Origin of the sequence: Segniliparus rugosus ATCC BAA-974 (assembly GCF_000185725.2) — a bacterium.
Classification (GTDB): Bacteria; Actinomycetota; Actinomycetes; order Mycobacteriales; family Mycobacteriaceae; genus Segniliparus; species Segniliparus rugosus.
The window spans coordinates 21,089-39,541 of sequence record NZ_KI391953.1; the positions used below are offsets into that span (position 1 = coordinate 21,089).

Consider the following 18,453-nt stretch of genomic DNA (forward strand, 5'->3'; position numbering starts at 1 on the left):
GACGGCGCCTCGCCGCGTTGCTTGCCTCGCGCGCACCACAGCGCCTCCGTGCGCCACAGCTCGCTGCGACTTGTGATCCATCCGCCTGGTTCCCTGCGGGGTCGAACAACTAGGCTGGGGGTATGCGGATATCCGCATACCCCCAGCCGTCGTTGTGTCAGGAAGGCCGTCCGATGCCGCAGACCGTCAAAGGTGTGATCTCCCGCGCCAAAGGAGCCCCCGTCGAACTCGTGGACGTGGTGATCCCCGATCCGGGGCCCGCCGAGGTCGTCGTGAAGGTCCAAGCCTGCGGAGTCTGCCACACCGACCTCGCGTACCGGGACGGGAACATCACCGAGCAATGGCCGTTCCTCCTGGGCCATGAGGCGGCGGGGATCGTGGAGACGGTCGGCTCCTCGGTCACGCATGTGCAGCCGGGGGACTTCGTCGTCCTGAACTGGCGGGCGATTTGCGGGGAATGCCGCGCCTGCAAGAAAGGCAAGCCGCAGTACTGCTTCAGCACGTTCAACGCGGAGCAGCCGATGACGCTCACGGACGGCACGGCGCTCACGCCCGCGCTCGGCATCGGCGCGTTCGTCGAGAAAACCCTGGTCCACCAGGGGCAGTGCACCAAAGTGGACCCTGCGGCGGATCCTGCGGTCGCGGGCCTTCTCGGCTGCGGGATGATGGCAGGGATCGGCGCGGCGATGAACACCGGCGCGGTGGCGCGCGGCGACTCGGTCGCGGTGATCGGCTGTGGCGGCGTCGGGTCTGCCGCCATCGCCGGTGCGCGGCTCGCGGGCGCGTCCACGATCATCGGCGTCGATCTGGACCAGCGCAAACTCGACTGGGCCGTCGCGCTCGGCGCGACGCACACTGTGCTCTCCGGGCCGAGCGTCGACGTGCCCGAGGCCGTCAAGGCGCTCACCGGCGGCTTCGGCGCGGACGTGGTGATCGACGCCGTGGGCCGACCGCAAACCTGGGAGCAGGCGTTCTACGCCCGCGACCTCGCCGGGACGGTCGTCCTGGTGGGCGTGCCGTCCCCGACCATGCGCCTTGAGATGCCGTTCTTGGACTTCTTCTCCCACGGCGGCTCGCTCAAATCGGCCTGGTACGGCGACTGCCTGCCGGAACGGGACTTCCCCATGCTGGTGGACTTGAGCCTGCAGGGCAGGCTGCCGCTGGAGAAGTTCGTCACCGAACGGATCGGGATCGACGACGTGGAGGAGGCGTTCGAGGCGATCCACAAGGGCCGCGTGCTGCGCTCGGTGGTCGTGTTTTAGTTCTGTCTGGTCGCCAGAGCGCTGACTTTGGTGTTGTCGGCGAGCGGCACGAACGCGCGGCTCTCCCCGTCCAGCGCGTCGATCACCCCAGCCTCGATGTCGTACACCCAGCCGTGCAGGTCGAGGCGGCCTTGCTCCAGCGCGAGCGCGACGGTGGGGTGCGTCTTGAGGTTCGCGATCTGGGCGACCACGTTGTCGTGCACGAGCGCGTTCAGCTTCTCGTCCGCCGACGCGTACTCGCGCGCCGCGTTCACCGCCTTGGCTGAGTCCGAGTAACGCAGCCAGTGGCTGACGGCGGGCATGGAGTCGAGCGGCTGGCCCGCGGCGATGGCCTTCATCGCGCCGCAGTTCGAGTGCCCCATGATGACGATGTCCGTCACCTGCAGCGCCGCGACGGCGTACTCAACGGTCGCGGTGACGCCGCCCGGCTCGGGGCCGTAGGGCGGGACGATGTTCCCGGCGTTGCGGATGACGAACAAGTCGCCAGGCCCCTGCTGGGTCAACAGCTCCAGCACGACACGGCTGTCCGAGCAGCTGATGAACAACGCCTTCGGGCTTTGCGTTCCGGCGAGCTTTTTGAACAGCTCCAACCGGTTCGGGTAGATCTCTTGCTGGAAGGTCAGAAATCCCTCGATGATGTCGCGCACATGGCCTCCTGGTAGGTGTCGCTGCTCCTCCAGTATGCCCGACCTTCGCCGCAGCGTCCACAGGCACGCCTCGCCAACATTGCATCTCCGCAGGTAGAGGCGCAGACGCACCGGCGAAAGACCAGTTCCATCCGATCCGCCGCCTCCGCGTAACGTGACCGAAATCATTCACAGAGAACCCCCAGCATTCCGGAAGCGTCCTGTGACCCTCGTCTGTGAGACTGAACGAGCAACCAACGAAGCAAGGAGGCTCCTATGGCCGGATCCAGTAAAGCGCTGGCATTCCTCTTGGCGAAACCGAAGCTCGCCGCCAGCGTCGCCGTCGCAGCGACCGCTGTCGCCGGCACGGGCGTCGCGACGTACAACTCCGGCCCGGGCGACGCCCTGTGGGGCCTGCAGAAGGCCGTCTTCTCCAGCCACGCCCAGGAAGTGGCCGTCAACGACGTCGCGGACAACCTGAAGAACGCGCAGGCGCTCCTGTCCAAGAATCCGCTGGGCGCGGACGATCTCGGGCAGGCCCGGAACTACTTGAACCAAGCGAAGATGCTGCTGGACGACGGCACCAACATCCCCGACGTGAACCAGCGCGCGGGGTTGCAGCAGCTCTACCTGCAGCTGACCCAGAACCTCACGGACAGCGTGCCCCCGCCCGCCGACCTGCCGCCCGCCCCGGACGCGCAATTGGCCGCCGAAGCCCAGGGCTCGGCGCCGAGCCAGCAGGCTGTCCAGCTCCCGACCTGGGGCTACGCCACGCAAGCCTCGGCCACAGCGGCGGCCCCGCCGCCACCGGCCACCGTCGCGGGCGCGAACATCAACGACGCCCCCGCCGAGCCGGACCCGGACTGGACCGACCCCACCCCCGCCGCCGCGACGCTCAACCAGCAGCAGCTCGGGTACTACGACCCCAGTTGGGACTCCGTCTACGGCTACAACCGGGGCGACTGGTACCGCTGGGGCCTGGACGGCTACAACCCCTACGGCTACGACACCACGGGCTACGACCGCTGGGGCTACGACCGCTGGGGCTATGACCGATGGGGCTACGACCACGACGGGTACGACCGCTACCACTACAACTACGCGGGCTGGCGCTACGACACCGGCAGCCGCCAGTATTGGCACCGCAACGGCTACAACGAGTGGGGCCAGCGCCGAGGCCACGCCGACGATCCGAGGAATAACGCCTGGCGCGACAAGTGGTACAACCGCTACCAGGGCTACTACCAGAACCGCTGGTACCACAACGACCCCGTGTACCAGCGCCGTCAGTGGGACCGCGACGAGTGGCGGCGGCACAACCCCGGCCGCAACGACGCCGCGTTCGGCATTTACGTGGACAGCAACCGGCTGAAGGTCTTCACGCCGGTGGCGAACTTCAGCGTGTCCTTGGGCCAGTTCGTCGACATCCAGGTGCCCAGGCAGACCCGAGACCTCGTGCGAAACGGCACCCTCGCGGCGTTGCGGTCCAGCGACATCGTCGCCCGCACCTCGCAAGAGGCGGTTCCGTTCGTCCGGGCTCGTCTGCAGCAGGACGAGTTCTTGCAGAAGCAGGTCGAGGACGCCAAAGCGAAGGTCGCCGTGAGCGTTCCGTATGGCGGCTCGTTGAGCATCCAGGCGGACGCCCAAGCCGCCGAGCCTGGCCGTCCCCGTGGACCGCGTCCGACCCAGCCGAACGGCCAGGTCGGCGGCCAAGCCGGGCTGTCCGGCGCGGTGGAGGCCGCCGCGCAGGTCACGACTCCGTCGATCGGCGCCAGCATCCTGCAGATCCAGCAGGAGCAGCAGGCGCAGGTGGCGCAGTTGCAGAAGCGGGTGTCGCCGCAGGCGCAAGCGCAGATCCAAGCGCAGATCACCCAGGAGCAGAAGGCCCGTCCGACGGCGCCGCCGAAGCAGTCGGTCCCGACCCAGCAGACCGCGCCGACCCAGCAAACCGCGCCGCAGATCGGCGGCCAGGTCGGCGGCCAAGCGAACGGGCAGGTCGGCCCGAACGGAGCCAACGGCCAGGTCGGCGGCCAAGCCGGTGTGAGCCCTGCTCCGCAAGAGCGGCCGAGCCAGACGCAAGAGCAACGGCCCACCCAGCCGCAGCAGCAGACCGCGCCGTCCCAGCAGCAGCGGCCGAGCCAGACGCAAGAGCAACGGCCCACCCAGCCGCAGCAGCAGACCGCGCCGTCCCAGCAGCAGCGGCCGAGCCAGACGCAAGAGCAACGGCCGAGCCAAACCCAGCAGCAGCCTGCGCCCGCGCAGCAGGCTCCGTCCCCCCAGAAACCTGCTTCGCAGGAGCGTCCGCAGCAGCAGACCGCGCCGTCCCAGCAGGAACGGCCCCAGCGGGGGGCCCCAGCGCCTCAGGCTCCCCAGGAGCGTCCGCAACCGACCGCGCCGAGGGAGCGGCCACAGGCGACCGCGTACACTCCCCCTGCCGCGCCGCAGGGCAACAGCGGCGGCAACGCCGGGGGTAACGCGCACGGCAACGGCGGCGGGAATGGCGGCGCAAGCGGCAACGCCGGCGGCGGCCACGACCGCTAGTCCGCTGGACATTGGAGCCCGACCAGTCCGCTGGTCGGGCTCCAATGTTTTTCACGGCGAGGCTTATCCCAGCCAGGTCGGCCGAAACGCGGCGCTTCCCGTCAGGCAGGCCCCACAGCGAGGACGAACGGCACGACTTCCTCCGCGCCTGCCTGCCGCACGAGGCGCGCGGCCACCGCGAGCGTCCACCCGGAATCCGACCAATCGTCCACCAGCAGCACCCGTCTCCCCAGTTGCCCGGAAAGCTCCACTGTGAAACGCTGCGCGACGGCGCGCAACCGGAACGAGGAGTTCACCTCGTGCGAGCCTGGCGGCGAGGTCGGGGCGAGCCGCCCGGCGACCGGCACGCCGAGCACCTTGCCCGCGCCCGCCGCCAGGTGCGCGAGCAGCTGCGGACGTGTCGTGGAATCGACGTACACCACGCAATCCGGCGCGGCGGCGTTCGACCCAGCGGCGGCGAACCAATCCTTGAGCACCTCGGCCATGGGGTAGCGCAACGGCACCGGCAGCTCCCCGTCTGGCCTGCCGGCCGCGAGCAGCTCGCGCAGCTGCGGCCCCCATCCCACGCCGTCCAGTCTCGCGACCGCGCGGCCCGGCCCGGCCTGCTCGTCCGCCGAGATGCGCCCCTTCAGGCCCGCGACGCCGGTCGCCCACTGCTTGCGCGGCTCAAGCGCCACGCCGGGTCGGCGCAGATGCGCGCGGGCGGCTTCGACCTCGTCCGTCGAAGGGGCCGGGGCGATGTCCAATCCGCCGCAGTTGTCGCACCGTCCGCAATCCGCCGTCACCTCGTCGTCCAGCGCCTCGCGCAAGAACCGCATCCGGCATCGCTTCGTGGCCTGGTAGTCGAGCATGAGCCGCTGCTCGACCGCCCTCGTCTCGGCCACCCTCGCGTACCGCTCGCGGTCGTAGCGCCACGCCGCGCCGGTGCCCGACCAGCCGCCCTGCACCTTGCGCACCGCCCCGTCGACGTCCAGCACTTTCAGCATGGTCTCCAGACGGCCCCTGCGCAGGCCGACCGCCGTCTCCAATTGGGCGATGGACAGCGGTTTCTCCGTTTCGGCCAGCGTGTCGAGCACAGTGCGCACATCGCTCTCCGGCGGAAAGCCGAGCGAGCCGAAATACCGCCACACGTCCTTGTCCTCGGCCCCCGGCAGCAGCACCACCGAGGCCTTGTCCACCCCTCGTCCCGCGCGGCCCACCTGCTGGTAGTACGCGACCGGCGACTGCGGGGCCCCGAAATGGACCACGAACCCCAGGTCTGGTTTGTCGAACCCCATGCCGAGCGCGGAGGTGGCGACGACGGCTTTGACGCGGTTCGCCAACAGATCCCGTTCGATGGCCTCGCGCTCGGCGGGGTCGGTCTGGCCCGAGTAGGCCAGGGCGGCGTAGCCCGCCTCGCGCAAATGGTCGGCGACCTGCTCGGCCGCGGCGACCGTGAGGCAGTAGACGATGCCAGAGCCGGGCAGCGAGCGCAGCCGCGCGGCGAGCCAGGCGAGCCGCGCCGAGTGGTCGGGCAGGTTGAGCACGCCGAGGTGCAGCGACTCCCGGTCCAACGCTCCGCGCAGCACGAGGACGTCCGCGCGGTCGTCGCCGCCGAGCTGTTCGGCGACGTCGGCGGTGACTCGGGCGTTCGCGGTCGCGGTGGTGGCCAGCACCGGCACGCCCTCGGGCAAGTCCGTGAGCAGCGTGCGGATCCGCCGGTAGTCCGGGCGGAAGTCGTGCCCCCAGTCGGAGATGCAATGCGCCTCGTCGATCACCACGAGCCCCGCGTCCGCCGCGAGGGAGGGCAGCACCTCGTCCCGGAAACCGGGGTTGTTCAGCCGTTCCGGCGAGACGAGCAGCACGTCCGCCTCCCCGGCTCGCACCTGGGCGTGGATGAGGCCCCATTCGTCGGTGTTCGTGGAGTTCACCGTGAGCGCGGCGATCCCGGCGCGGGACGCGGCCTCGATCTGGTTGCGCATCAGCGCGAGGAGCGGGGAGACGATGACCGTCGGCCCGGCCCCCGCGCCCGCAAGAGGGCAGTCGCGACGAAGTACACCGCCGACTTGCCCCATCCCGTCCGCTGCACCACCAGCGCTCTGCGACGGTCCTCCACGAGCGCTTTGATCGCGGTCCACTGGTCCTCGCGCAGCGTCGCGTCGTCCCTGCCCACCAGCGCCCGCAGCGCGGCCTGCGCCTCGTCCCGCAGCGTCGCGGCGGACGCGCTCTTCGTGGCTTGCGTCATGCCCCCATCCTGCCAGGAGGGTCCGACAACGGCCCGGAGCCGACGGGGCGCTGCTCGCGCAGGCCGAGCGCCGCCGCCTTCGCGAGCAGCGCCTCGGCACGGTGCAGCCGGGGCAGATCGCTCCCGTTCGCGGGCTTCCCGCCGCGCTTGGCGAACTCCATGACGAACTGCTCCGCCCACTGGATCTCCGCCCGCGCCGGGCTGAGCCCCTCGTTGACGGCCGGCGCGTGGGCGGGGTCAAGGGCGAGCTTGCCGGTCATGCCCATCTGCTTGGCGAGCGCCACCGCCTCCGCCAGCTCGTCCGCCGTGCGGGCCGGCCCGTCGATCGGGCCGGGAAGATGCGCCGCGCGCGAGGCGACGACCAGTTGCGAGCGGCTGTAGGCCAGCGCGAGCGGATCGTTCGCGACCCCGATGTCGAGGGTGTAGTCGTTCACCCCGAACGCGATCCGGAAGCATGGGCGCGCGCCCGCGATGTCGTGCACCCGCGACAAGCCGCGCGCGGTCTCGATCAGCGCGATGATCGGCGTTTCCCCGCCGAGCCGGGCGGCGGTGTCCCACAGATGGTTCCCGCCCTCCGTCTTCGCGAGCACGACCCCTTTCAGACCAGGCGAGGCGGCAAGCTCGCGGCAATCCGCCGACCAGAACTCGCTCGACGCGTCGTTGATCCGCACCCACACCTTGTTCCCCGCAGCGAGGAACGCCGCAACGGCGCGGCGGGCGCGCTCCTTCTCGTCGGGCGCGACCGCGTCCTCCAAGTCCAAGACGACCTCGTCCGCCGCGCTGGCGAGCGCGGGCGCGAACGCCTCCTCCCGCCCGCCGTTCACCAAAAGCCACGAGCGCGAGGCCTCGGACGCTATCCGCACCATGAAGCCCATGCTACTGGCATCGTCCGACCGCACGCCGTCGCCAGAGCGCGCCCAGAGCTCCAAGGACGAGCAGCCCCGCCCACGCGAGATGGGCGAAAACCACCAGTTGCCGTCGTGCCCCGGCGACCTCGGGAACCGGCCACGGGGTCGCCGGATTCCGGTACAGCGCGAAATCCGGACCCGAGCGCACGAGCTCGAACCTGCCGAGCGCCGCCTGCGCCTTGGGCGGCAAGGAGCCGAGCTGGTCGCGTTCGAGGAGCACCCAGCCGATCGAGTCCTCGGCGAACCGCTCCGGCGAGGCCCCGGCCCGCAGATCCGCCGCCGCCCGCCTGGCGAGCGAGCCCCTCCCCCGGCACGACGGCCCCGTCCACCAGCAAATCGCCGCTCTGCGCGACGGGGACCGGCAGCAGCCGGGGAGCCGGGTCGATGCTCACCGGCCCGCCGACGGATGAGGCGCCATGCTGTGGCCGCCCGGCCCAGGCGTACTGCCGGGTGATCCCCACCGGCAAGGTGAGCAAGGCCCCGTGCGCCTGGTCCGCCGAGACCGCCTCCCGCACCTCGAACCAGCCTTGGGGGTACCGGACCGTGCCGAGCCGCCCGCCCGCGCCCCACAGCGCGTCCGGGACCAGCAGCAGGACCGCCGGGACCAGCAACAACGAGCCGGGCTTGCACCGCGCGGCGAGCGCGGCGAGGGCGAGCGCGTACGAGGGCCAGGCCAGCGCGGCCCATTTCTGTCCGTCCCGCAGGATCCCGAGCGCCGGGACTCTGGTCATCGCCGCTTCCAACGCCCCTTGGGCCGCTCCGGTCGCCGAGAGCCCGACGAAGACCACCGCGACGAGCCCGAGCGCGAAGAGCGATCCGAACACGCGGTCCTCGCGCAGCCGGTCCCGAAGCACAAACGCCCCCGCCGCAACGAGCGCCGCCACAACGAGGTTGGCGATCAAGCCGAACGCGCCGAGCTGCGAGCCTGGGACCGATTGCGCGTTCCAAATCCCGCCGAGCGCCAGCCAGCCCGCTTGGTCCAGGCGGGCCGCGAACGCCGCCGCTCCCGCCGAAGCTCCGTCCCCGAGTTCGCCGCGCGACAACCCGAACAGGCCGGCCGCGAGCCACGGGCCCGCCGCGACGGCCGCCAACCCGGCGAGCGCGGCCATGCGCGGCAACCAGCGGCTCCCGCCCGGAATCGCGAGCGTCAGTCCCGCCAAGGCCAGGACGAACAGCGCGCCGGTCGGGACCAATCCCCCCGCTGCGAGCCAAAAGCCGAGCTCCGCCCAGCCCGACAAGGCGGACTGCTCCCGCAGCCGCGCGGCCACGACCGCCACGTGCCCTAACGCGCCGTAGCCGACGAGCAGGCTCCACTGGCCTTGCAGCAGCCGCTCGGCGACCCAGAGATTGTCGATCGCGAATGTGGCCGCGACCAGCTGGACGCCCGCGTGCGATCCGGGAAGGAAGCACCGCGCCAAGCGGGCTCCCCCTGTTCCCGCCGCCACGAGCGCGAGCAGGGTGATCGCTTTCACCAGGAGCCCGCCGTCCACCACGCCCGACAGCGCGGCGAGCGCGGCGTCCTGCGGAGTCGCCCGAGGAGCAGCGTCGGCGAGTCCGAAAGCCTGGTCGACCAGGTAAGAGCGGGGGACGCTGACCGCGTCGGCCCACAGCCAATGCCCCGCGCCCAAGAGCGGGCCGAGCGTCAGCAGGCTCAGCGCCAGCGACCAGAGGCCGACGAGCTTGTTAACGGGTGAGCCTGTAGTAGATGACGCCGCCGCCGGCCAGGAGGACGAGCCCCAGCACCGCCGAGCCGATGGGGATGGTCCGGCCCAAGAGGGCGATGTCGTCGCGGTAGGACTTGGCCTGCTTGACCGTCGCCTCCACGGTTTGCGGGTCGTAGTCGAACACGCCGGAGAAAATCGTCAGCGTGAACGCCTTCAGGTCCGGGCTCGCCGCCTCGCGGGCCGAGAAGGGCATCGCGAAGTACTGGTGCATGTCTTGGCGCTCGCGGACGATCACGCCGCTGTCCGGGTCCACGTACAGGTCGACGCCGTTCTTGTAGAAGCGGTGCATGGTCTGGTCCTGCTTGCCCGAAACGTTCGGGATGTTCCACCAGTCGAGCGGCTTGGTCAGCGCGGTGCCGGGCGGCAGCGTCAGCTTGCCCTCGTCGACCCCTGCGGGCGCGTTCACCAGCGCGAGGTCGGTCTCTGGGATGTCGACGCGGAAGTGCAGCGTCTTGATGTCCGAGATCTCGGTGTTCTCCACGTAGGTCGCAGGGAACGCCGAGCCTGTGGTCAGGTCGAAGTACTGGTACTGGCCTTTGCTGCTGGTGTCGAACGGGAACCGGTACTGCTGCCCGGACCGGTTCGGCAGCAGGCGCGCTTGCTGCTCGGGCTCCACCTGCACTTCGGAGAGCCCCTTCGCGACAGGCAGCCCGTTATGCCTGCCGACCGTCACCCGGTCGACGGTGGCCAGCAGGAGGCCGTTGTCGCACTGGCCGTCCGACCAGGGAAGCTTCGGCTCCGGGGCTCCGGGGGCCGGGCGCTGCAACGCGACAGGGGTCAGGGTCTTGGGCTGGCCGTCGCCCCGCGCCTTGACCTCGGAGACCAGCACGCTCGTCCCCGCCTGGTAGGTGACCGTGTTCTCCGTCGACGGCTCCTCGACGGTCACATACGTCCGGATCGTCGCCTTCGCCGAGAGGACGGCCGCCTTCGGAGACCCGTCGCCGACCGAGCACCGGTCGATGACCTGCGCGGGGAACTCCTGGTCGATGCCCGGCGCGTCCTGCCCCGCGCTCTGCGCCGGGGACACGAGCGTGATCCGCTCCCCGAGGGAGGCCTTGACCAACTCGTCCTCGCTGTAGAACGGCACGAGGACCGCGATGGCGATCAGCGCGGCCCCCAGCGCGATGAGCGCGAGGGGAAGAAGGATCGGAGCCTTTCCGGGCTGCGTCTGCTGCGTCATGCGGTGGTGTTCTCTCGTTCGTCTTCTCCGGGTTGCCGGCGTGCCAACCCGCCGATCTTACCGGTTTCGGCAACCGGTTCCGGCGCAGACCCACGAGTCTGCGGCGCAGAGGCCCCGGACAGGGCGATGACCCGCGCGAGCGAGACGTAGCGGCCCTCGAGCTCTTTGAACCTCAGATACGTCGAAACCGTGGTGAAGGCGAACGCGACGACGAGCGCGTACAAGAGGAGGTTCATGCCCGCGCCGACGCCGAGCAGCCGGGCGAGCGCGGACACGTCGTCCGGGCGCAGCACGGCCCACGTCCCGAACGCGAGGAAGCCGAGGAACAGCAGTTTCACCGCCGCAGAAGCCCTCGCCGTGCCGCGCGCCCTGGCGAGGTAGAAGGCGATCACCCCGCCCGCGGCGAGCAGCACGAGTTTGATCGGCAGCTGCGCGACAACCATGGCCGTCACCTTCCTCTCGCAGGCCGCAGCGCGTTGTCGATCAGGATGTTCACGCCGTTGAGCAGGGACTGGCCCTTGGCCTTGGAATAATCCGTGTACAGAATGACGACCGGCTCCTCGGCGACCCGCCACCGGTAGGCGACCGCGAGCTTGATGAACTCCGAGGCGTGGCCCATCCCATTCTGGAGGATGTCGAGCTGGTCGGCGACGACCCGGTTGAAGGCGCGCAAGCCGTTGTGCGCGTCGGTGAGCTTGAGCCTGCGCCCCTCCGGGCTGACCGAGGCGATGACCGGGAGCAGGAGGCGTTTGACCAGAGGCACCCGTTTGCGGGACTCCTCGGCCAAAAAGCGGCTGCCGATCACGAGGTCCACCGGCTCGCGGCGGAGCCGTTCGACCATCCGCGCCGCGTCGTCGGTCCGATGCTGGCCGTCCGCGTCGAAGGTGACGAAGTATGCCGCGCCCGGCTGGGCCCTGGCGTACTCGACCCCGGTCTGGATCGCCGCGCCCTGGCCGAGGTTCACCGGATGGCGCACGAGGTGCGCCCCGGTCCGCCCGATCTGGGCCGAGGTGTCGTCCCGGCTCCCGTCGTCCACGCAGACGATGTTGGGGAAGACCGCGAGCGCCTGGTCCACCACCTCCCGGATGACGGAGCCTTCGTTGTACACCGGGATGACGAGCCAGGCGTCGTCCTGGTTGCTCATAGTTCCCACTCTAACCGCACGACCTGCCCGCTCACGCCTGCGCGCGCAGCACGTCCAAAATCCACGCCTCCTCGAAGGCGGCCTCTTTCCACCGCTCGTACCGGCCGGAGCGCCCGCCGTGCCCGGCGTTCATCTCGGTCTTGAGCAGCACCGGCTCCCCGCTCGTCGTGGCCCGCTGCAGGCGCGCCACCCATTTCGCGGGCTCGGTGAACCGCACCCTGGTGTCGTTGAGCGAGCAGATCGCGAGGATCCTCGGATACGCCTTCGCCTCGACGTTCTCGTACGGGGAGTACGCCTTCATGTAGTCGTAGACCGCCTTGTCCTCCAGCGGGTTCCCCCACTCCTCCCACTCGGTCACCGTCAGCGGCAGGCTGGGGTCGAGGATCGTGGTGAGCGGGTCGACGAACGGCACCACCGCGAGGACGCCCGCGAACAGCTCGGGCGCGAGGTTCGCCGCCGCCCCCACCAGCCAGCCGCCCGCGCTGCCGCCCTCGGCGACCAGCCGCTCGGCGACGGCCTCGCCCTGGTCGATCAACGCTTTCGCGCACGCGACGAAATCGGTGAACGTGTTCGGCTTCGCGGCGAACCTGCCCTGCTCGTACCATTGTCGGCCCAGCTCTCCGCCGCCGCGCACGTGCGCGACCGCGAACACGACGCCCCGGTCCAGCAGCGAGAGCCGCGCCACGGAGAACCCAGGGTCCACGCTCGACTCGTACGCCCCGTACCCGTACAACAGGGTCGGCGCGGGCTTCGCCACGCCTTTCTTGCGCACCACGGAGATCGGCACCCGCGCGCCGTCCTCTGCCGCAGCCCACAGCCGGTACGCCTCGTAGCGGTCGGGGTCGAAGTCGCCGAGCACCGGCTGGGTTTTGAGCAGGATCCGCTCGCCGGTCGGGACGTCGAGGTCGTAGACCTGCGCGGGCCTGGTGAACGAGTTCCGCCCGAAGCGCAGCCGGGGCGAGGCCCATTCCGGATTCCCGCCGAGGCCCACGCTGACCAACTCCTCGTCGAACTCCAACTCCTCGAACCCCGCCGCCGCGAGATCGCCGTCCAGCGCGGGTGGCAGTGGGTCGGTTCTCTCGGAGTCCAGCTTGCGGACCGCCACCCTGGGCAGCCCGTCGCGGCGATAGCTCAACGCCCAGTGATCCGCGAAAGCGTCAATGCCCTCAAGGCGGATTTCGGCGGAGGGGTAGATCAACGACGTCCAGCGGTTGGGATGCTCGGCAGGCGCGATGGCGAGGAAGAAGTTCTCCGCGTTCTCGACTCTGGCCCGCCCCGCTTGCTCTGGCTGCGCGCCGTAGTTGTGCAGGATCAAGAAGTAGTCCTCGCCGTCCACCACGGCGTGCTCCACGTCGTACTCCAGCCCTTCCTGCCGGGGCAGGACGACGCGGAACTCCCCGGTCGGATCGGCGGAGTCCAGCGCCCAGACCTCGCTGGTCGCCTTCGAGGAAGAGGCGATGAAGAGCCAGCGCTCGCTGCGCGAGGAGCCCATGCCGACCCAGTACCGCTCGTCCGGCTCGTGGTAGACGCGCACGTCGTCCGAAGGGTCCGTCCCCAAGCGGTGCCGCCAGACCGAGTCCGGCCGCCACGCCTCGTCCACCCGCTGATAGAAGAGGTGCCGCCCGTCCAGGGACCAGACCGCGCCCGGCGCGATGCCGGGGATCTCGTCGGCGAGCAGGTCGCCGGTGACGAGGTCTTTGACCCGCAGGTCGTAGCGCTCGTCGCCCTTCACGTCCTCGGAGAACGCCAAGAGCCGCCCGTCGTGGCTCACCTCGTACGCGCCGAGCGAGTAGAACTCACGGCCCTGCGCGCGCTCGTTCCCGTCCAGGAGGACCGCTTCTCCCGGCAAGGACTCCCCCGGCGCGACTTGCGGCGGGGTCCAGTCGTCCGGCCCGCTGATCGGGGCCCGGCAATGCGCGCCGTACTGCTTGCCCTCCTCGGTGCGGGTGAAATACCACCAGTCGCCGACCCGGCTCGCCACGGACATGTCCGTCTCCAGCGTCCGGGACTTGATCTCCTCGAAGATCTTCTGCCGCAGCGGCGCGAGATGCTCGGTGAGCGCCTCCGTGTGCGCGTTCTGCGCTTCGAGGTAGGCGATCGTGTCCGGGTCCTCCTCGTCGCCGAGCCAGGCCAGCTCGTCGGTCACCGCGTCGCCATGGTGCTCGCGAACGGTCGGAACGGATTTCGGAACGGGCGGCGGCGGGACGGTGCTGTTCATCCCGACCATCATTGCAGATCGCCGGAGCAGGGCGGCGAAACACGTTCCGCGCTCCTCCGGCGGGCGCGGCTACGCGGTGCTCTGCCGCTCCTGCCCGTCCCCGACGTTTTCGCCCTCCTGATCGTCGAGGAGTTCCGTCCACAGCGCGATAGACTGCTCCGCGAACGCGACCCCCGCCCGCAGCGCCCGCAGCGGCCCTGGCGCGACGACTCCGGCGCGCACCGCATCCTCGAGCGTGGAGCGCTGCTCCTGCAGCTTCTCGAACCACGCCTGATACTTCGGCAACTGCGCGCTGGCGACCATGCGCGGGTCCGCCCCGAAGAAGAGCTTCAAAATGCCGGGCTCGCGCAGCTCGTACATCGTCTCCGGAGGCTCCGCCAGCCACGCCGCGAACGCCTCCGCCCCGGCTTCTGTGACGGTGTAGAGCTTGCGCCGCCGCCCGGTCTGCTCCTGACGCTCGCCCAACAGGCCGGCTTTCGCGAGCCGGGCGGGCTCGGAGTACAGCATCGCGTGCGGCACGGACCAGAAATGGCCGGTGGACTGGCTCATCGCTTGTTTGAGATCGTACGGCGTGGCCTCGCCAAGCTCCTGCACGGTGCCCAACACGAGGTACGACGTCATGCTGAGGCCGACTATCGCAGTTCTCCGTTCCTGGTGACACGTTCTCCCTGGACATACCACCTTAGCGGGCGGCGCTGCCTGGCGGTCGCGGCGAACCGCCGGCTCAGCCTGTTTGGGAGAGGGGTATCCCGGTCGCCGCGAAGCGCACCCGCCTGCCGATCTGCACCGCGTGGTCGGCGAACCGCTCGTAGTACCTGCCGAGCAGGGCCACGTCCACCGCAGAGCCCACCCCGTGCTGCCATTCCGAGCCGAGCAGCAGCGAGAAGAGCTGCTCGTGCAGCGCGTCCATCGCGTCGTCCTCTGCCTGCAGCTTCGCCGCGGCCACCGGGTTCTGGGTGAGCAGCGCCTGCCGCGCGGCGGAGGAGAGCGCGACCGCGATCTCGCCCATCTGCGCGAATTGGCGGTGGACCTCCACCGGCACCGCGTGCAGCGGATGCCGCCTGCGGGCCACGTTGCCGACGTGCCGGGCGAGCGCCCCCATTCTGCGCAGGTCAACGACGACCTGCATCTGGCCGACCGCCGCCCGCAGATCCTCTTCCGCCGGCCCCGCCGCGAGCAGGGCGAACGCCCGCTCTTCGCTGTCCTTCGAGAGCGCCGATATCTCGTCGTCTTTGCTGATCGCGGTCTCGGCAAGGACGAGATCCGCAGACAGCAGCGCTTGCGTGGCCTGGCGCATCGCCTCCCCGGTCAGCTCACACGTGAGACCGAGCTGACCTGTCAGGTCGCTCAGCTGCTCGTGGAAAACCGCCCGCATTACTCCACAATACGCCCAACGATTCATGATCACCTCCGAGCCCTGGTGAACTCGACATGAATTCCAGGTCAGCGCTCTAAAGCGCCAGGCTCGCGAAGGGGGCCGCCCTCAGCACGTGGTGTCGGCCCCGTTGGTCACCGTCAGGTTCTCCGGGAGCACGACCACGCCGTCCACCGCTTTGACTTCGCTGACCACGATGGGGGCTCCGGGCTGGGCGGGGGCTGCGATGGCGGGGATCTCGCCGCTCGCCCCGATCACCAGCTCGACGTCGGCGTTCGGGGTCGAGCCCAGCTCGATGAGCGTGCCCGGCACCGAGGAGGCCACTGTGGCCGCCGCGTCCCTGCTCGCCGGGGAGAACCGGGCGATGGTCGCGACCGTGTCCGAATGCGCCACCCCGCTCGACGTCATGTCGACCTTGAAGCCCTGTTTCGAGAGGGCCTGGACCACTTTGTACAAGATAGTCGAGCTGGGCGCGACGACTTGGACGGTGAAACCTTTCACGCTCACCGCCTTCGCCCCTTCGGCCGGCTGCGTCTCGGGCGGCGGCGCGGGCGGCGTGCTGCTGCTGGTGGCAGTGGTCGTCCTGGCCGTCGTGGTGGTGTCCACCGTCCACGGCGTCACCACTGAGGTCGAAGACGCTTTCGCGCCGCCCTCCCCCGGCAGCGGTTTGTCGTAGATGATGGCGTCGAAGATCGCGCGCACGCCGTCGTCGTTGGGGACCTCGTTGTTCATCCCGTCCTCGGACGTGCCGGTGGTCGGGATCGTGATGAAGGTGACCTTGTTGGTCTGGATGCTCTGCATCGACTCCGCGAGCTTGAGCAGGTCCTCCATTTTCACCCCGGCCATCACCGCCCGTTTGGTGAAGGCTTGGAGGAGGTCGCGCAGCCTCGCGGGATTCGCGAGGACTTTCTGGCTGAGCATGCCGCGCAGGAGGGAGGAGATGAACTTCTGCTGGCGCTTGATCCTGCCGTAGTCCCCGGTGCCCTCGGCCTCGATCTGGCGCGCCCGGACGTACTGCAGGGCCTGCTGGCCGTCGAGCGTCTGTTTGCCCGCCTTCTCAAGGACTGTGCCGAGCTCGTCGTCGTAGAGCGGCTTGGTGGAGCAGACCTCGACCCCGCCGACCGCGTCCACCATGTCGGCGAAGCCTTCGAAGTCCTCGCCGATGAAGTGGTTGACCTGCAAGCCCGAAAGCTTCTGGACCACCTTGACCAGGCACTGCGGCCCGCCATACATGTACGCGCTGTTGATTTTCGCGTGCGTCTCGGCCGGCTGGACCTGCGTGGAGTACTGCCCGGTCGTCGAGTTCCACTTCGCGCACGCCGGGCGGTCGATCTGCAGGTCGCGCGGGAAGGAGACGGCGACGACGCGGGCCCGGCTCGCCGGGATGTTCACCAAGATGATGGTGTCCGAGCGGGAGCCTTCCACATCGTTGGCGTCCCCGGCTCCCAGCTTGCCATTGTCGCCCTCACGCGTGTCCGCGCCGATGAGCAGGAAGTTCTCGTCGCCCTTCTGCTCCTCGGGGTGCTTGATGTTCGGATCGTTCAGCAGAAGCGCCAGCACGCCTTTGCCCTGGATCGCGCCCCTGGATATGCCCCAAAACGCCCCCGTGGCCGCGAGGACGGACACCGCGAGCAGCACCACCGCCGCCCGTGCGACAAGCCGGGATCCCGCCTCCCACCTTGCCCGCTTGCGCGGGGCCCCTGGAAGCTTCGCCCTGCCGCTCGGCGGGCGGAGGATCGAGAAGGGCAGTCGGCCATGGGCCGTGGACGGGGATTCGGTCGGCTCGATCCGGTTGGTCCGCGCAGCCTTCATCGCGAGACGGCGCCTAGTCGTCTCCTCGGAAAGGTCTGGAATCCTCAACCTGCTGCCTTCTCTTAGTCAGCCCCGAGCCTTAGCCGGATCCGGCCTTCGGCCCGCCGTCCGCTCCCATGTCCCTGGGTTGCCCTCACGACTGACTTGGACCGCGAGTATACCGAAGCAGGCAAGGCCCTGGCAGCGGGCAAACGTCCCGATCAGTTCCGCAGACCGATCCGCCCAATCCGCGCCCTGGACCTGGGGCGCCTCCCACGAGCCCTGCGAGCGGGGGGATCAGCCGCCCGAATGCTCGACGTCGACCAGCCCCGTGGCGCATTCCTCCGGGTCGTCCAGCCAGCCCTGCGGCAACGCCACCTTTTTTGCGGGGAGCCCTTGCGCCCGCGCGGCCCCTCGGCCTCGTGCGGGAACGGCTCGTCGTGCGGCAGTCGGCCGAGCAGATCCTCGATCTCGGCGAGCGAGGCGACCGTGGAGAATTTGGTCCGCAGCTCCGACCCGACCGAGAAACCCCGCAGATACCAGGCGAAATGCTTGCGCATCTCCGCGACCCCGTGCTTGCCCGCGTGTTCGACCGACAGCTGCGCGTGCCGCAGGACGATCCTGGCCACTTCGCCGAGGTTCGGCGGCGGCGGGGCGGGGATCGTCCCGCCGGAGAGCGCCGAGGCGAGCTCCGCGAACAGCCAGGGCCGTCCGAGACAGCCTCTGCCGACGACCACGCCGTCGCAGCCGGTCTGCGCCATCATCCGCGCCGCGTCCTCCGCGGCGAAAATATCGCCGTTCCCCAGCACCGGGATATCGGTGACGTGCTCCTTCAAGCGCGCAATCGCCGACCAGTCCGCCGTGCCGGAGTACAGCTGCGCCGCGGTGCGCGCGTGCAGCGCCACCGCCGCGGCTCCGCTGTCCCGCGCGATCCGTCCGGCATCGAGGTAGGTGTGGTGCTCGTCGTCGATGCCGATCCGGAACTTCACCGTCACCGGCACCACGCCATCGGCCCCCCGCACGGCGGCCTCGATGATGCGGGCGAACAGGCGCCGCTTGTAGGGCAGGGCCGAGCCGCCGCCGTTGCGGGTGACTTTCGGGACCGGACAGCCGAAGTTCAGGTCGACGTGGTCCGCGAGGTCCTCGGCGACGATCATCCGCACCGCCTCGCCGACCGCCTCCGGGTCCACGGTGTACAGCTGCATCGAACGCGGCCGCTCTTCCGGCCCGAACTCGACCATCCGCATCGCCTTGGGGTTGCGGGCCACCAAAGAGCGGGCCATGATCATCTCATTGACGTACAGCCCTCTGGCCTGGCCGGTCAGCTCCGTCTCCAGCTCCCGGCACACGGTGCGGAAGGCGAGATTGGTGACCCCGGCCATCGGGGCGAGCACCACCGGCGACGCGAGCTCGAAAGGCCCGATGCGCAGCGCGGGCTCGGCAAGGGCTGTGGTCATTTC

Annotated in this window: 12 protein-coding genes and 2 pseudogenes; 2 read left to right on the plus strand and 12 right to left on the minus strand. The window is 69.9% G+C overall.

Features of this window, described 5'->3' with window-relative positions; genetic code table 11:
• The first annotated feature begins 173 nt into the window (after positions 1-173).
• Positions 174-1,262 (plus strand): S-(hydroxymethyl)mycothiol dehydrogenase, encoded by a 1,089-nt coding sequence (locus tag HMPREF9336_RS00065; protein WP_007472524.1) that lies wholly within the window; start codon positions 174-176, stop codon positions 1,260-1,262.
• On the opposite strand, the gene HMPREF9336_RS00070 is transcribed toward HMPREF9336_RS00065, so the two are convergent.
• Positions 1,259-1,909 (minus strand): carbonic anhydrase, encoded by a 651-nt coding sequence (locus HMPREF9336_RS00070; protein ID WP_021029824.1) that lies wholly within the window; start codon positions 1,907-1,909, stop codon positions 1,259-1,261. The two genes, HMPREF9336_RS00065 and HMPREF9336_RS00070, sit on opposite strands and share 4 nt — an antisense overlap.
• Before the next feature lie 255 nt (positions 1,910-2,164).
• Between HMPREF9336_RS00070 and HMPREF9336_RS00075 the strand changes: the two genes are divergently transcribed.
• On the plus strand, positions 2,165-4,429 hold the full coding sequence (locus HMPREF9336_RS00075; protein ID WP_021029825.1) for a hypothetical protein: 2,265 nt from the start codon (positions 2,165-2,167) through the stop codon (positions 4,427-4,429).
• Between the two features lie 101 nt (positions 4,430-4,530).
• On the opposite strand, the pseudogene HMPREF9336_RS00080 reads toward HMPREF9336_RS00075, so the two are convergent.
• The 11 genes and pseudogenes from HMPREF9336_RS00080 to dusB all read right to left on the minus strand — a co-directional run bounded on the left by HMPREF9336_RS00080 (position 4,531) and on the right by dusB (position 18,450).
• Positions 4,531-6,653: pseudogene (locus HMPREF9336_RS00080) on the minus strand (RecQ family ATP-dependent DNA helicase).
• Positions 6,650-7,519, minus strand: a complete 870-nt coding sequence (locus tag HMPREF9336_RS00085; RefSeq protein ID WP_007472517.1) for an HpcH/HpaI aldolase/citrate lyase family protein — start codon at positions 7,517-7,519, stop codon at positions 6,650-6,652. The pseudogene HMPREF9336_RS00080 and the gene HMPREF9336_RS00085 overlap by 4 nt, the downstream one beginning before the upstream one ends.
• On the minus strand, positions 7,507-9,222 hold the full coding sequence (locus HMPREF9336_RS00090) for an MmpA family trehalose lipid delivery protein (protein ID WP_482822336.1): 1,716 nt from the start codon (positions 9,220-9,222) through the stop codon (positions 7,507-7,509). Before HMPREF9336_RS00090 ends, HMPREF9336_RS00085 begins: the two co-directional genes overlap by 13 nt.
• Before the next feature lie 22 nt (positions 9,223-9,244).
• Positions 9,245-10,465, minus strand: coding sequence for a cell envelope lipid trafficking protein PgfA (gene pgfA / locus HMPREF9336_RS00095; protein WP_007472513.1), 1,221 nt, complete (start codon positions 10,463-10,465; stop codon positions 9,245-9,247).
• Complete coding sequence (locus tag HMPREF9336_RS00100) at positions 10,462-10,908, minus strand: DUF2304 domain-containing protein (protein ID WP_007472511.1); 447 nt, start codon at positions 10,906-10,908, stop codon at positions 10,462-10,464. Before HMPREF9336_RS00100 ends, pgfA begins: the two co-directional genes overlap by 4 nt.
• Positions 10,909-10,913: 5 nt before the next feature.
• Positions 10,914-11,609 carry a glycosyltransferase family 2 protein gene (locus HMPREF9336_RS00105; RefSeq protein ID WP_007472510.1) on the minus strand — a complete coding sequence of 232 codons (696 nt, stop codon included), beginning with the start codon at positions 11,607-11,609 and terminating at the stop codon, positions 10,914-10,916.
• A 31-nt stretch (positions 11,610-11,640) separates the two neighbouring features.
• Positions 11,641-13,827: a S9 family peptidase gene (locus HMPREF9336_RS00110; RefSeq protein WP_040584498.1), complete on the minus strand. Its 2,187-nt coding sequence runs from the start codon at positions 13,825-13,827 to the stop codon at positions 11,641-11,643.
• Between the two features lie 69 nt (positions 13,828-13,896).
• Positions 13,897-14,448, minus strand: a complete 552-nt coding sequence (locus HMPREF9336_RS00115) for a PadR family transcriptional regulator (protein ID WP_007472506.1) — start codon at positions 14,446-14,448, stop codon at positions 13,897-13,899.
• A gap of 103 nt (positions 14,449-14,551) precedes the next feature.
• On the minus strand, positions 14,552-15,202 hold the full coding sequence (locus HMPREF9336_RS00120) for a phosphate signaling complex PhoU family protein (protein ID WP_007472504.1): 651 nt from the start codon (positions 15,200-15,202) through the stop codon (positions 14,552-14,554).
• Positions 15,203-15,310: 108 nt separating this feature from the next.
• On the minus strand, positions 15,311-17,014 hold the full coding sequence (locus HMPREF9336_RS00125; protein ID WP_007472502.1) for an LCP family protein: 1,704 nt from the start codon (positions 17,012-17,014) through the stop codon (positions 15,311-15,313).
• A 276-nt stretch (positions 17,015-17,290) separates the two neighbouring features.
• Positions 17,291-18,450: pseudogene (gene dusB / locus HMPREF9336_RS00130) on the minus strand (tRNA dihydrouridine synthase DusB).
• Between the last annotated feature and the right edge of the window lie 3 nt (positions 18,451-18,453).